The sequence below is a fragment of the Microbacterium sp. NPDC089320 genome, from assembly GCF_040684875.1.
Classification (GTDB): Bacteria; Actinomycetota; Actinomycetes; order Actinomycetales; family Microbacteriaceae; genus Microbacterium.
On record NZ_JBFBGY010000003.1, the window covers coordinates 451,809 to 466,005 of the forward strand.

The window sequence follows — 14,197 nt, forward strand, 5'->3', positions numbered from 1 at the left end:
TCGATCACAGCCGAGACATAGGACGTGTCCCGCAACCGCTCAGGCTGATCTGGGACGGTGGTCGGACGACTCACGATGGCACCATCCGAGTCACGCGGGCTGGGGCCCGCGGCATCGCCCCTGACGACTGCCCCCCGGATCGTCAGGGGCGACGTGCGTCCGAAGGGTCAGCCGCCGAGGCGCTTGAGAGCCGTCGTGACCACGTGCTTCGCGGATGCCGCGGCGCGACCGACGACCTCGGCCGCATGCGCGGCGCCATCGGGCAGTGGCAGTCCGGGATAGTCGATGTCGGGCGCATCGTCGCCGTACGCATCCATGAGGAAGGGCACGAGCCAGTCGTCCACGGCCGCCAGCGGTTCGACGGCGAGACTGTAGAAACGACGCTGGCCGTCTTCGCGCACGCTGACCAGCTCGGCCTCGCGCAGAACCTTCAGATGCTTCGAGACGGTCGGCTGGCTGATGCCGAGATCGGCCACGATCTGGCTCACGCTCGTGCCGGCGTCCCCTTCGGCGGTGCGTCGCAGAAGGAGCTGGAGGATGTCTCGCCTCGTACCGTCTGCGATCACGTCGAAGATGTCCGTCATGTGATCAGGGTAGTCGTCCCCGGCACGGAGTACCATGACGAAGGCTCGGCGATCGGCGTCGTGCGGCCGCGGGCGACGCGGCGGGAGAATGAAGGGGGACGCGATGTCGGGCATCGCTTCGGCGTCGTCTCCTCGGCACCAGCTCCAGAACGCCGCCTCCTGGGGCAAGCATCTGATCACCTCGTCGCCGTCGCGCTTCGCGATCGTGATCTTCGCACTGCTCATCCTCGTCTTCACCGTGCTGCTGTCGCTGCCGATCGCCTCGGCCTCTCGCACCGTGACCCCGCTGGCCGACGCGCTGTTCACCGCGGTGTCGACCATCTGCGTCACCGGTCTCGCGACCGTCGACATGGCCACCCACTGGTCGCCCTTCGGTCATGTGCTGATCTTCATCGGCGTCAACATCGGCGCGCTCGGCGTCCTGACGCTCGCGTCACTGATGGGCATGCTCATCTCCAAGCGCCTCGGCCTCCGCGCGAAGCTCATGGCCGCCGGCGACACGAACCCCATGCGGGCGCACGGCGGGGTGGTCAACGAGAGCCAGACCGTGCGGCTCGGCGAGGTCGGTCAGCTGCTCACGACCGTCGCCGTCTCGGCCCTCATCATCGAGGGCGCGCTGGCGGTCCTGCTCTACCCGGCGCTCGTGATGGCGGGCGTCGAGCCGATCGCCGCTCTGTGGGAGGCGCCCTACTTCGCCGCGATGGCCTTCACGAACACCGGCTTCGCACCGAACGCCGGCGGCGTGGCCGTCTTCGCCGACGACTACCTCGTGCTGTCACTGCTGATGGTGGGGGTGTTCCTCGGCAGCATCGGATTCCCGGTGATCTACACGTTGGCCAAGCACGTGTGGCACGTGAAGAAGTGGTCGCTGCACACCAAGCTCACCCTCGTCACGACCGTGCTGCTCTTCGTGCTCGGAGCCGCGGTCTTCCTGATCCTCGAATACGCCAACCCCAAGACGTTCGGGTCGATGGACGCCGCGGACACCACGTTCCAGGCGTTCTTCCTGTCTGCCATGACCCGGTCGGGCGGCTTCAACGTCATCGAGATGGACGACCTGAACGGCTCCTCTCTGCTCGCCGCCAGCATGCTGATGTTCGTCGGCGGCGGCTCGGCGTCCACCGCCGGTGGAATCAAGGTCACGACCCTCGCGGTGCTCGCGATCGCCGTGTGGTCCGAGGCGAAGGGCCGCCAGTCGGTCGAGGCGTTCGGCCGCCGCATCCCGAGCGACGTGCAGCGCGTGGCGCTCAGCGTCGTCGCCTGGGGCGCGACCATCGTCGCGCTGTCGACGATCATCATCGCGCAGATCACCAAGGACGACATCAGCCATGTGCTGTTCGATGTGATCTCGGCGTTCGCCACGGTGGGCCTCTCGACCGGTCTCACGGCGGAGCTGCCCGACTCCGGCGCCTATGTGCTCGCCGCCACCATCTTCATGGGGCGCGTTGGTACAGTGACTCTCGCCGCGGCCGTCGCCGCGACATCGCGCACGCAGTACTACTCACTGCCCGTGGAAAGGCCGATCGTTGGTTGAAGTCCTCCGGGGCGACGCTCCCGTCCTCGTCATCGGTCTCGGCCGGTTCGGTGCCGCCTGCGCAGGCGAACTCGATCGCCTCGATCGCGAGGTCCTGGCGATCGACGACAATCTCGAGCTCGTGCAGAAGTGGTCGGACCGCGTCACGCACACCGTGCAGGCCGATGCCAAGAACATCGACGCTCTGCGGCAGATCGGCGCCCAGGACTTCCAGGTCGCCGTCGTCGCGGTCGGCTCGTCGATCGAGGCGTCCGTGTTGATCACCGCGAACCTCGTCGACCTCAAGGTGCCGCAGATCTGGGCCAAGGCGGTCTCGCAGTCGCACGGCAAGATCCTCGCCCGCGTCGGCGCGAACCACGTGATCTACCCCGAGCGCGAGGCCGGCGAGCGCGTCGCGCACCTCGTCTCGGGGCGGATGCTCGACTTCATCCGCTTCGACGACGACTTCGTGCTGGCGAAGATGTACCCGCCGAAGTTCATCCGCGGCGTGGGCCTGAACGAGTCGGGCGTGCGGAGCAAGTACAAGGTGACGGTGGTCGGGGTGAAGAGCCCGGGCAAGCCCTTCCGCTACGCCGAGGCCAACACGATCGTGACCAACCACGACCTGATCATCGTCTCGGGCACCAACAGCGACATCGAGCGCTTCGCCGCCCTCGACCGCTGAGCGGCCTGCCCCTCGCGCGTCAGGCGTCGATGTCGAGCGTGATCTCGACGAGGTCGTCGACCGTGACGCGCTCGCTGTCCTGCAGCGCCTTCTTGATGGGGACGATGTAGCCGCCGTCCTTCGGCCAGAGCGCGGTCGTGACGGTCGTGCTCCCTATCGTGACCGATGCGGGGATCATCCCCCAGCCGTAGGTGACGACGTTCGCCACGTCGCCGATCATCTCGCTCTCGACGGGCGGCACGGTGACGAAGTGGAACGGCGCCGGTCCGCGCCAGAACCAGATCTCGCCCGAGAACCGCAGCCGCATGTCAGGCTCCGGCTGCCAGTTCCTTCGCCCGGGCGAGAGCCGCAGCGGCAGCATCCGCGAAGGTGCGGTCGAGGTGCGCGTCCTGCAGCACCGCGACGGCCTTCTCTGTCGTGCCCTTGGGGCTGGTGACCCTGCGCCGGAGCTCGGACGGCTCCTCGCCCGACGCGTCGAGCAGCGCAGTGGCGCCGATGAAGGTCTGCTCGACCATGGTGCGGGCATCGGTCTCGCTGAACCCCATGCCGATGGCTGCCTTCGTCAGCTCCTCGATCAGGAGGTAGACGTAGGCGGGCCCCGAGCCCGAGATCGTCGAGAGCGCATCGATCTGCGATTCGGGCACCTCGACGACCGCGCCCACGGTCGCGAAGAGCCGGTGCACCAGCGCGAGATCGTCGGCGGACGCCGCGGCGCCCGCGGCGAGCCCCGTGACCCCCTTGCCGACGGTCGAGGGGGTGTTCGGCATGGAGCGGATGACGCGGACATCGGCGCCGAGGTTGTCGGCGAAGGTCTGCAGCGTCACACCGGCGGCGAGGCTCACGACGATCGCGTCGTCGGCGAGGTGCGGGGCGATCTCGCGAAGAAGATCCGGGACCATCGCGGGCTTCACGCCCACCAGCACGATGTGGGCGTTCGCGACCGCATCCGCGTTGCCGTCCGGCATCTCGGAGAGCGCGATGCTCGTGACGCCGTCGAGGTCGACGAAGGAAGCCGCCTTCTCGGGTGTGCGATTGGTCGCGGTGATTCCCCCCTCGACGTGGATGCCGGATGCGACGACCCCTCGCAGGATCGCGCCGCCCATGGATCCGGCACCGAGGAACGCGAGAGCGGGGAGAGAATCAGCCATGTCGTCATCCTACGGCGGGCGCACCAGGCGACCGCGGACGAGCCGATCTAGACTCGACGCATGAGTGCATCCGGCGGCGGCAAGGCCATTCTCGCGGCGTTCCTGGCGAACCTGGGCATCGCCCTGGCGAAGTTCATCGCATGGGCGCTGTCAGGGTCGGCCTCGATGCTGGCGGAGGCGATCCACTCGGTCGCCGACTCCGGCAACCAGCTCCTGCTCATGCTCGGCGGACGCAAGGCGAAGCGCGAAGCCGACAGGGCCCACCCCTTCGGCTACGGGCGCGAACGCTATGTCTACGCCTTCGTGGTGTCGATCATCCTGTTCTCCGTGGGAGGCCTGTTCGCGATCTACGAGGCGATCGACAAGCTCACCCACCCGCACGAGCTCGACCAGACGTGGTGGTGGCTCCCGATCGTGGTTCTCGTGGTCGCGATCGGCCTGGAGTCGTTCTCGCTGCGCACCGCCGTCAAGGAGAGCAATCTCGTGCGCGACACGGGCCAGTCGTGGGTGTCGTTCGTGCGCCGCGCGAAGGCGCCGGAGCTGCCAGTCGTGCTCCTCGAGGATGTCGGGGCGCTCACCGGCCTCACGTTCGCGCTGCTCGGCGTCGGGCTCACCGTGATCACCGGCAACCCGCTGTTCGATGCGCTCGGCACCCTGATGATCGGCATCCTGCTGGTGCTCATCGCGATCGCGCTCGGCGTCGAGACGAAGAGCCTCCTGGTGGGAGAGGGCGCGACGCCGGCCGACCACGATCGCATCGTCGATGCCATCAACGCGGGCGACGAGATCGAGAAGATCATCCACATGAAGACGCTCTACCTCGGCCCGGACGAGCTGATGGTCGCGGCGAAGATTGCGCTCAACGCCGACAAGCCGCTGCGCGAGGCAGCCGTCGACATCGACGCGATCGAGGCCCGCATCCGCGAGGCTCTGCCGATCGCGCGCGTGATCTACATCGAGCCCGACGTGTACCGCCCGTCTCTCGACCCCGAGCCCTCGACCGACGTGTTCGTCCTCAAGTCCTCGGACTGACCGGCGCAGATCCGCGCGATCGTCAGCGGCGCTGCTCGAAGAAGCTCCGCAGCAGCGCTGTGGCAGCATCCGCCTCGACCCCGCCGACGACCTCGGCGCGATAGGGCAGCCGACGATCGCGCAGCACGTCGTACATGGAGCCGGCGGCCCCCGCCTTGTCGTCCCACGCACCGAACACGACCCGTGCGATCCGCGCCTGCAGGATGGCGCCCGCGCACATGATGCAGGGCTCGAGGGTCACGACGAGCGTGTGGCCGTCGAGATTCCACGAGCCGACGGATGCCGCCGCCGCCCGCAGGGCCGCGATCTCCGCGTGACCGGTGGGATCGTGCGTGGCCTCGCGGTGGTTGCGCCCTTCCGCGATGATCCGCCCCTCGGCGTCGAGTACGACGGCGCCGACCGGGATCTCCGAGGCCGCCGAGGCGTCGGCTGCGAGCTCGAGAGCGCGCCGCATCGCACGGGAGTCGGAGGCGGTCATGCGTCGAGCCTACGACAGCCGCGCGGGCAGCTGACGGCACCCGATGTCGTGCCGAAGCCCCCGGCGCATTAGCCTGTATTCATGCGTGTCCACGTCGCCGACCACCCTCTCGTCACTCACAAGCTCTCGGTGCTGCGCGACCATCGCACGCCGTCGCCCGTCTTCCGTCAGCTGACCGAAGAGCTCGTGACGCTGCTCGCGTACGAGGCGACCCGCAATGTGAAGGTCAGCCCGGTCGAGATCACCACTCCCGTGACGACCACGATGGGTGTGAAGATCTCGGAGCCCCGTCCCATCGTCGTGCCGATTCTGCGCGCCGGCCTCGGCATGCTCGAGGGCCTGGTGAAGCTGCTGCCGACTGCGGAGGTCGGGTTCCTGGGCATGGTCCGCGACGAGCAGACCTTCGAGCCGACCACCTACGCCGAGCGCCTTCCCGACGATCTGAGCGATCGCCAGTGCTTCGCGATCGACCCCATGCTCGCGACCGGCGGCTCGCTCGCTGCCGCCATCCAGTTCCTCTTCGACCGTGGAGCCAAGGACGTCACGGCCATCTGCCTGCTGGGAACCCCTGAGGGCCTCGCCGCGATCGAGGCGCTGGTCGGAGACCGTGATGTGACGATCGTGCTGGGAGCTCTCGATGAGCGCCTGAACGAGAAGGGCTACATCGTTCCCGGTCTCGGCGACGCGGGCGACCGGCTCTACGGCACCGTCTGACGGGGTGTCGGCTCGCGCGGTTCGTCGTCGAGCAGCGCCACCCCGAAGCCTGCGACGACATCGCGCACCTCGACGAGATACTGCCGCGCCTGCTCGGTGAGGGGGATCGCGGTGCGTCCGATCCAGCCGATCTCGATGCGCTCGTCGACGTCGAGAGGCACGGCGACGATCTCGGGATCGAGGTCGTCGCTGATGATGCCCGTCGAGATCGTGTAGCCGTCCAGACCGATCATCAGGTTGAAGATCGTCGCGCGGTCGGACACCCTGATCTCGCGCGCGCTCGACAGGGTGGAGAGGATCTCCTCCGCGAAATAGAAGGAGTTGTTCGCACCCTGGTCGAAGGTGAGCCTCGGCAGCCCGACCAGATCGTCGAGGGTCGCCCGCTGTCGGGACGCGAGCGCATTCCGACGTGAGACGAAGATGTGCGGATCGGCGATGAAGAGCGGATGGAACGCGAGACCGGAATCCCGGAGGAGCTTGTCGATCACGTTCCGGTTGAAGTCGTTGCGGAACAGGATGCCGAGTTCGCTGCGGAGAGTCCGCACATCCTCGATGATGTCCCACGTGCGCGTCTCGCGGAGCGAGAACTCGTATTCGGCCGCGTTCGTGCGCTTGACCATCCGCACGAACGCGTCGACGGCGAAGGAATAGTGCTGAGTGGAGACTCCGAGAAGACGGCGTGACGGCGGCCTTCCGAGGTAGCGCTGCTCGAGCAGTTCGGCCTGCTCGACGATCTGTCTGGCATAGCCGAGGAACTCCGAGCCGTCGCTCGTGAGCGTGACCCCTCTCGGCGAGCGGGTGAGCAGCGCTCGTCCGACTCGGCTCTCGAGGTCCTTCATCGCCGCCGACATCGTGGGCTGGGCGACATAGAGCATGTCGGCCGCCGCGGTGATGGAGCCCTCCGCAGCAACCTCGATGAAGTACTGGAGCTGTTGCAGTGTGATTCCGCTCGATCGACGTGGCATAGGAGAAGGCTATATCACTGCATAGTGGAGCCGAATTACCCGATACCCCGTCCACGACTGCACTATGAGATCACCGCTTTCGCGAGGCCCGATCGGCCTCCTCCCCCCGGATTGGCCCCCTCATGGCGAACGAGATCACGTTCAGCATCACCACCACCCGCTTCGACGAGGACTACGCCCCGTCCGACAGCTCGCGCATCACCACGAACTTCGCCAACCTCGCCCGCGGCGAGCGCCGCCAGCAGAATCTGCGCAACGCTCTGGAGATGATCGACCGCCGCTTCACCGACCTCGCGGGCGGAGAGGAGCGCTACGCCGTCGAGCTCGACATCGTCTCGGTGCAGCTGCGCTTCGCCGACGGACGGGACGAGGACTTCCCGGTGCTCGAGATGCTCGACATCCACATCGTCGACCGGGTCACCGGCGAGCGCCACCACGGCATCGTGGGGAACAACTTCTCCTCCTACCTGCGCGACTACGACTTCAGCATCGTCCTGCCTGCGGCCAGCGCGGCTGCCGGCGGGTTCGCGACGCCCGACGACTTCGGCGTGCTGCACGGCAAGCTGTTCCAGCACTTCCTCGAGTCCGACGCATACCGGGAGCGCTTCCCGACGCTGCCGGTGATCTGCATCAGCGTCTCGACCAGCAGGACGTACAGCCGCAACGGGAACCACCACCCGGTGCTCGGGGACGAGTACGTGCAGGATTCCTTCTCGCTCACCGACGAATACTTCGGGAAGATGGGGCTGCAGGTGCGGTACTTCATGCCGCGTGGCAGCGTCGCCCCGCTCGCCTTCTACTTCCGGGGCGACCTTCTGAGCGACTACTCCGACCTGCAGCTCATCGGGACGATCAGCACGATGGAGACCTTCCAGAAGATCTACCGGCCCGAGATCTACAACGCGAACACCCCTGCCGAGGAGGTGTACCGTCCGAGCCTGGCGCACGAGGACTACCGGCCGACGGAGATCACGTACGACCGCGAAGAACGCAGCCAGCTCGCGGTCGTGCAGGGGCGCTACGCCGACGAGCACTTCGTGACGCCGCACCGACACGTGCTGGATGAGTGGGCGGCCGGATATCCGGCTCCCTCCTCGCTCGCCTCGACCTCCCCCACCCCGGTCCGATGACCGGCGCCGGAACGTCGACCGTGCGAGAGCTCCTCCCCACCTCGATCGTCGGAAGCCTGCCCAAGCCGGCGTGGCTCGCTCGACCCGAAGTGCTCTGGTCTCCGTGGGAGCTGCAGGGCGATGCGCTCGTCGAAGGCAAGCATGATGCTCTGCGCGCCGCGGTGCACGAGCAGCGTCGACGCGGGATCGACATCGTCAGCGATGGCGAGCAGACCCGTCAACACTTCGTCACCACCTTCATCGAGCACCTCGACGGCGTCGACTTCGAGAACCGGGAGACGGTGCGGATCCGTGACCGCTATGACGCGAGCGTGCCGACCGTCGTGGGCGCGGTGAGCCGTCGGGCGCCGGTGTTCGTGGACGACGCGGCGTTTCTGCGCCGGCAGACCGACCAGCCGATCAAGTGGGCGCTGCCGGGTCCGATGACGATGATCGACACCCTCTCGGACCGCCACTACCGCAGCCGCGAGAAGCTGGCGTGGGAGTTCGCGACGATCCTCAATCAGGAGGCCAGGGAGCTCGAGGCCGCCGGAGTGGACATCATCCAGTTCGACGAGCCCGCGTTCAACGTGTTCTTCGACGAGATGAAGGACTGGGGCGTCGCCGCCCTCGAGCGGGCTGCAGAAGGACTGCGCGCGGAGACCGCGGTGCACATCTGCTACGGCTACGGGATCAAGGCCAACAACGACTGGAAGGCGACTCTCGGGGCCGAGTGGCGGCAGTACGAGGAGTCCTTCCCTCTGCTGCAGCGATCCACCATCGACATCGTCTCTCTCGAGAGCCACCACTCCCACGTGCCGATCGACCTCATCGAGCTGATCCGCGGCAAGAAGGTCATGCTCGGGGCGATCGACGTCGCGAGCGAGCAGATCGAGACGCCGGAAGAGGTCGCCGATACCCTTCGGCGGGCGCTCGAGTTCGTCGACGCCGACCTGCTCATCCCGAGCTCGAACTGCGGCATGGCTCCCCTGCCGAGGCGGGTGGCGCTCGAGAAGATGAGCGCACTGTCTGCCGGAGCGCGAATCGTCCGCGACGAACTCACACCGTGAGGCGGTAGCCGCGCTCGTCGGCGAAGTGGGTGAATCCCGCCTTCGCCAGAATCGGTGCTGATGTCGATGTGCGTCCCTTGACGAGTGCCGTCTCCGCCCCGAACGTCGCACTCACGCGCAGTCGCTCGGCGAGCACGGCTCGGTATGCGCCGCGCCCCCGGACCTGCTCGAGTGTGGCCGCTCCCCACAGCCGGGCGAACCCGTCGACGATCGTGCTTCCGCCGGTGCTGACGCCCTGTCCGTCGAGGCGCGCGAGAATGCGGAGGTGAGTACGGGCGTCGAGGGTCGCCGGACCCGCGACCCTCGCACACCGCCGCCGAACCGCTCGGGATACCGCACCAGCTGCAGCTCGGTGTTCTGCTGCTCGCTGCCTCGGGGGAACCACACCCACGCGGCCGCGGCGCGCAGGATCTCGTCGGCGGTGTGCATGTCAGCTCGCCGCTCCGACCAGACGCGCGAAGGCGCTCATGCGCGCGACCCCCTCTGGAGTGCGCGGGAGATCGTCGAGCAGAGCCGGGGAATGGATCAGGTACGCCGCGACCTGAGCCCTCGAGATCGCGACGTTCAACCGGTTCTGCAGCAGGAGGAACTCCGGGCCGCGCGGAGCATCGCGTCCGCTGGACGCCGCGAGCGACGTGATCGAGACCACGGCCTCCTTGCCCTGGAAGTTGTCGACCGTGCCGACGGGGACATCGGGGAACCCTGCCGCGGCGAGCGCATCGTGAACATGCTGGCGCTGGGCGTTGTAAGGAGCGACGACGATGATGTCGCTCTGGGTGAGCGGACGCACAGTCGCCTCGGCATCGTTGTCGGTGAATGCCCGCCCGACGAGGTCTCGCACGATCGCGACGACCTCGGCAGCCTCCTCCGGCGACTCGGTGGCGTTGCCCCGGTGCCGCAGAGGGACGACGTGGAGCCCCGGGTCGACCCCGTCGATGGATCGCCGCTCTGTTCCGGGAGCGGAGGCGAGCCGGCCCGCGTAGGCGAGCTTCGACACCGGGCCTGCGACGAACGGATGCATGCGCCACGACCTCGCGAGGAAGTAGCCGTGGTCGCGGTCGATCACCGCATCGCCGTCCATGACCCAGCCGAGCGCCGAGGTGTCGACCGGTTCGGGGTGCGCGCCCTGGCTGACCTGAGGAAGCTGCTGCGGGTCGCCGAGGAGCAGCAGGCTCTTCGCTCCGGCCGCGACGGCGATCGTGGACGCGAGCGAGAACTGCCCTGCCTCGTCGACCACGAGGAGGTCGAGCCCGCCGCGCTCGACGCGGGAGGTGTTGCTGAAGTCCCACGCGGTGCCGCCGACGACCGCTCCGTGCTCGGCGTGCTCGCCGAGGAACGACGCCATGCCGTTCTTGGGGATGACCGTGTAGGCCGGCTCGACCGAGGGGTCTTTCGGAGCCTTGCCGACCTGCCGCGCCGGCACACCGTCGGCGACGACTCGTTCGAGCAGGTTCTCGATGATCGCGTGAGACTGCGCCACGACGCCGATCCGGAACCCGTGCTCCCTCACCAGTCGGGCGATCACCTGCGATCCCGTGTACGTCTTGCCGGTTCCCGGAGGGCCCTGCACCGCGAGGTAGCTGCGGTCGAGGTCGAGCACGCCGCGGACGATGGCGTCGATCGCGTCGTCGCCCTGCGCGGGCAGCCGAGCCCCGGACACTGTGCGCGGAGGGATCCGGCGGATGATGTCGGTGGCCGCGTCGCGGGGGAACCCCGGTGCGGCCGCATGGACGGAGTCTGCCCACTCGTCGATCGCGCCCTGCAGCGAGACGACGCGCGGCGGCGCAGCCGGGGTGAGGGCGAGAGGAAGCTCGTCCCAGGTCTGCCCCTGGATGGCCGTCTCGGTGATCAGGTAGCCGTCGTCGAGCACGTCGGCGACCGTCACCGCGTGCGGGATGTGCACCGCTCGTGACGGCACCTCCGTGTCGAAGGGCGCCGGCACGGGATACAGCGCGAACGGCTGCGCCCCCGGGCCGAGAGTGGTGCCCGGCGACACCTCACCGCGGATCGCGATGTCCCGCGACATCACCCGTCGGCCCTCGCCGATGCTCCAGTCGCGCTCGACGGTCGACGAAGCGCGATCGATGCGCACGACGTCTCGAGTGCCGTCCCACATCGTGACGGGTTCACGCAGGCGCTGGAAGTGCGAGACCCAGAAGCTCTTCGCCTCGCGGGGGAAGTAGTCGATCGCCGCTGCGGCGATGCGGTGCACCTGGCCGTCTCCACCGGCGGCGACCGCGCGCTCGGCGTCAGCGAGCAGTGACACGGACCGCGCGGACGGCTCGTAGATCACCTCGTCCGCCTCGTCCGGCGGAGCCGGGTTCACGCCCTCTGCCCGTGCGATGTCGATCAGCCAGTTGCGCAGGCGCCGGGTCGAGACGCAGTCGTAGCGGTTGTAGTCCGCGAGGTCGGCGAACACGGCATCCGCTGCGTCCTGCTCCCCTGCCGCCGCGAGCTCACGGGCCGCGACATACTGCACGATCGAGTCGTCGCCCTTCTGGACGTCGCTCGTGCGAACATCCTCACCCATGTAGAGCGGCTCGAGCTTCTTGATGGAGTACGACCTCGTGCCGACCCGGACGGTGCGCAGCACCAGCGGATACAGGTCGACGAACACGCCCTCGCGCAGCAGCCGATCGACCTCCCCCTCGCGGACCCCGTGCCGAGCGGCCATGGCCACGAGATGCGAGGTCTCGTAGGGCGCGTAGTGGTAGATGTGCATGCCGGGATGAGCGGCGCGCCGCAGCTTCACGAAGTCGAGGAACCTCTCGAAAGCCTCGCGTTCGGCGGCGAAATCATGCGCCCAGAGAGCGGTGTACTGATCGGCGTTGTCGACCCAACCGAAGAGGTAGTCGATCCCCCACTGAGCCTGACCGTCCGGCGCCGGCTCGGTGTAGAGAGGGTCGCCCTCGAAGTCGAAGAAGATGTCGCCGTGGCTCGGCACCGGGAGCGTGTGGATCGCGGCGGCATAGTGCACGTCGTAGGTCGGCGCCCCGTCGGCATCCGCCTGGATCTGCAGACGGGCCTGCGCTCTCAGCGTCTCGAACGTGTCGGTGTTCATGCCGTCGGGAGGAGTGGTGGCGTCTGCCAGGGCGTCGATCGTCGTGATTCCGGCAGCCCGCAGACGTGCGCGCTGCACGGGCCGCATCCGGGCGACCATCAGCAGATCCCGATGGGCGACCACCTGCTCTTCGCACGTGGCGCAGCGCCCGCACGCGACGACCTCGAGGTCGCCGCGGTCGTCGCCCCACGCGAGCGCAGCACCGGCTGAGCCGTCTTCGATCCGTCGATCGGCGATGAGCGCGCGCAGACGTGCTCGACGCACCTGGAACAGCGGCAGGAGGTCGTCGACGGAGTGGGTGCTCAGCGTGCCGTCGCCGAGGATGAGGTCGACCTCGTCGGATCGCGGGATGCCCAGCCGGTCGAGCTGATCGACGTATGCCGCGAGCTGCATGAGTGCGGTGACCCGCGCCCTCCGGGCGAGTTTCGAATCCTGCACCCTCCAGCGACCGTCGTCGTCACGCTTCAGGAAGTCGGCGAATCCGACGAACTCCGGGGTCGCGAAGGCCGCCTGGAAGACGACGACCGCCTCGGAACCGAGCGCCCGAACCGTCTCATCGACCGCCGCGGCCAGAGCGTCTGCGTCGACAGACGAGACCTTCTCGATCTGGTGAACCCGATCGGCGCCGAGCTCATCGATATAGCGCGCGAGGACGTTCTGCTCGTGCACGTCTCCGAGCAGCGCCGCCCGCGCCAACGTCGCATCTTCGGGCTCGTCGACCGCCGGGACGCGTCCCAGCTTGGCGTCGATCGCGCGGCACCACGCGAACTCGCATTCGGCGGCCGCCTTGAGGTCGCTCGCGCTCCAGATGACGCGCTGCGCCTGAGTGTCGATCCGCACGATGCTCCCGTTCTGTCGGACACTTCGACACTAGCCGCGGCGTCCGACACGGGATCACGACGTGCTGCTCAGCGCCACCAGGAGTCGTCGGGCGTGACCGGCAGGTTGCGCTTGTGCTGAGTGGCGAGGTAGCGCGCCTCGATGCGTCCCGCGACCTCGGGGTCGACAGGGCGGCCCTCGAGGAAGTCGTCGATCTGCTCGTAGGTGAGACCGAGCTCGTCCTCATCGGCGCGGCCCGGCTGCCCATCGAGCAGATCGGCGGTGGGCACCTTGTATGCGAGCTGATCGGGCGCGCCGAGCAGCAGGAGAAGCGATCGACCCTGCCGCTTGGTGAGCCCGGAGAGCGGAAGGATGTCGGCAGCGCCATCGCCGAACTTCGTGTAGAAACCCGTCACCGCCTCGGCCGCGTGGTCGGTGCCGATCACGAGCAGTCCGTCGTGGCCGGCCAACGCATACTGCGTCACCATGCGCACGCGTGCCTTGATGTTGCCGCGATTGAAGTCGCTGATGTCGCTCGTGACGGCGAACTCGATGTCCTCCTCGACGCCGTCGACGCCGTTCTGGATGTTCACCTCCACCGACGCGTCCGGCTCGATGAACTCGAGCGCAGCCTGAGCATCCGCCGCGTCCTTCTGCACGCGGTAGGGCAGCCGCACAGCGAGGAACTTCGCCTCGCCTCCCTCGGCCCGAACGCGCTCGACGGCGAGCTGCGCGAGACGTCCGGCGAGCGTCGAGTCCTGACCGCCCGAGATGCCGAGCACGAAACCCTTCGCGCCGGTGGCGCGCAGGTAGTCGACGAGGAACCCCACTCGCCGCTCCACCTCGACCTCGGGGTCGATCTCGGCCGTCACGCCGAGCGCTTCAGAGATCTGCTGCTGCAGGGTCATGTGTTCCTCCGGTCTGCCGACGTCAGTATCCTCCTCCAGTGTTACATCGAGATGACGCGGGCCGCACTCTCGCGACTTCGCGGCTCCCCGATACACCTGAGAGGATGGCCA

General features: G+C 68.0%; 14 protein-coding genes. 6 read left to right on the forward strand and 8 right to left on the reverse strand.

What is annotated here, in order from left to right; translation table 11 throughout:
* Nucleotides 1-167: 167 nt before the first annotated feature.
* Nucleotides 168-584 (reverse strand): metalloregulator ArsR/SmtB family transcription factor, encoded by a 417-nt coding sequence (locus AB0N61_RS10740; RefSeq protein ID WP_167946681.1) that lies wholly within the window; start codon nucleotides 582-584, stop codon nucleotides 168-170.
* A 103-nt stretch (nucleotides 585-687) separates the two neighbouring features.
* On the opposite strand from AB0N61_RS10740, the gene AB0N61_RS10745 reads away from it, so the two are divergent.
* Nucleotides 688-2,118: a potassium transporter TrkG gene (locus AB0N61_RS10745; RefSeq protein WP_167945802.1), complete on the forward strand. Its 1,431-nt coding sequence runs from the start codon at nucleotides 688-690 to the stop codon at nucleotides 2,116-2,118.
* Nucleotides 2,111-2,782 carry a TrkA family potassium uptake protein gene (locus AB0N61_RS10750; RefSeq protein ID WP_047520565.1) on the forward strand — a complete coding sequence of 224 codons (672 nt, stop codon included), beginning with the start codon at nucleotides 2,111-2,113 and terminating at the stop codon, nucleotides 2,780-2,782. The genes AB0N61_RS10745 and AB0N61_RS10750 overlap by 8 nt, the downstream gene beginning before the upstream one ends.
* Nucleotides 2,783-2,801: 19 nt before the next feature.
* Here AB0N61_RS10750 and AB0N61_RS10755 read toward each other — a convergent pair whose 3' ends face one another.
* Together AB0N61_RS10755 and proC are read right to left on the reverse strand one after the other, a co-directional pair.
* On the reverse strand, nucleotides 2,802-3,089 hold the full coding sequence (locus AB0N61_RS10755; RefSeq protein WP_363363881.1) for a DUF1905 domain-containing protein: 288 nt from the start codon (nucleotides 3,087-3,089) through the stop codon (nucleotides 2,802-2,804).
* Nucleotide 3,090: 1 nt separating this feature from the next.
* Nucleotides 3,091-3,930, reverse strand: a complete 840-nt coding sequence (gene proC, locus AB0N61_RS10760; protein WP_363363883.1) for a pyrroline-5-carboxylate reductase — start codon at nucleotides 3,928-3,930, stop codon at nucleotides 3,091-3,093.
* Nucleotides 3,931-3,990: 60 nt separating this feature from the next.
* Here proC and AB0N61_RS10765 point away from each other — a divergent pair, with 60 nt between their 5' ends.
* Nucleotides 3,991-4,962, forward strand: a complete 972-nt coding sequence (locus AB0N61_RS10765; RefSeq protein ID WP_363363885.1) for a cation diffusion facilitator family transporter — start codon at nucleotides 3,991-3,993, stop codon at nucleotides 4,960-4,962.
* 22 nt (nucleotides 4,963-4,984) lie between these two features.
* Here the strand turns inward: AB0N61_RS10765 and tadA are convergent, their stop codons facing one another.
* Nucleotides 4,985-5,440: a tRNA adenosine(34) deaminase TadA gene (gene tadA / locus AB0N61_RS10770; protein ID WP_363363886.1), complete on the reverse strand. Its 456-nt coding sequence runs from the start codon at nucleotides 5,438-5,440 to the stop codon at nucleotides 4,985-4,987.
* Between the two features lie 81 nt (nucleotides 5,441-5,521).
* Here tadA and upp point away from each other — a divergent pair, with 81 nt between their 5' ends.
* Nucleotides 5,522-6,154 carry a uracil phosphoribosyltransferase gene (upp, locus tag AB0N61_RS10775; protein WP_167945792.1) on the forward strand — a complete coding sequence of 211 codons (633 nt, stop codon included), beginning with the start codon at nucleotides 5,522-5,524 and terminating at the stop codon, nucleotides 6,152-6,154.
* Here the strand turns inward: upp and AB0N61_RS10780 are convergent.
* On the reverse strand, nucleotides 6,139-7,119 hold the full coding sequence (locus AB0N61_RS10780; RefSeq protein ID WP_363363889.1) for a LysR family transcriptional regulator: 981 nt from the start codon (nucleotides 7,117-7,119) through the stop codon (nucleotides 6,139-6,141). The genes upp and AB0N61_RS10780 overlap by 16 nt on opposite strands.
* A gap of 122 nt (nucleotides 7,120-7,241) precedes the next feature.
* On the opposite strand from AB0N61_RS10780, the gene AB0N61_RS10785 reads away from it, so the two are divergent.
* Both AB0N61_RS10785 and AB0N61_RS10790 read left to right on the forward strand, forming a co-directional pair.
* The gene (locus tag AB0N61_RS10785; protein WP_363363891.1) at nucleotides 7,242-8,249 is read left to right on the forward strand and encodes a putative oxygenase MesX; all 1,008 of its coding nucleotides are present in this window, start codon (nucleotides 7,242-7,244) and stop codon (nucleotides 8,247-8,249) included.
* A gap of 20 nt (nucleotides 8,250-8,269) precedes the next feature.
* Nucleotides 8,270-9,298, forward strand: coding sequence for a methionine synthase (locus AB0N61_RS10790; protein ID WP_363364246.1), 1,029 nt, complete (start codon nucleotides 8,270-8,272; stop codon nucleotides 9,296-9,298).
* On the opposite strand, the gene AB0N61_RS10795 is transcribed toward AB0N61_RS10790, so the two are convergent.
* The 3 genes from AB0N61_RS10795 to nadE all read right to left on the reverse strand — a co-directional run bounded on the left by AB0N61_RS10795 (nucleotide 9,288) and on the right by nadE (nucleotide 14,086).
* Entirely contained in the window at nucleotides 9,288-9,413 is a 126-nt protein-coding gene (locus AB0N61_RS10795) for a hypothetical protein (protein WP_363363893.1), read from the reverse strand. The genes AB0N61_RS10790 and AB0N61_RS10795 overlap by 11 nt on opposite strands.
* A 315-nt stretch (nucleotides 9,414-9,728) precedes the next feature.
* A complete protein-coding gene (locus AB0N61_RS10800) occupies nucleotides 9,729-13,199 on the reverse strand; it encodes a TM0106 family RecB-like putative nuclease (protein WP_363363895.1) in 3,471 nt (1,156 codons plus the stop codon).
* Nucleotides 13,200-13,267: 68 nt separating this feature from the next.
* On the reverse strand, nucleotides 13,268-14,086 hold the full coding sequence (gene nadE, locus AB0N61_RS10805; protein ID WP_363363897.1) for an ammonia-dependent NAD(+) synthetase: 819 nt from the start codon (nucleotides 14,084-14,086) through the stop codon (nucleotides 13,268-13,270).
* Nucleotides 14,087-14,197: the final 111 nt, after the last annotated feature.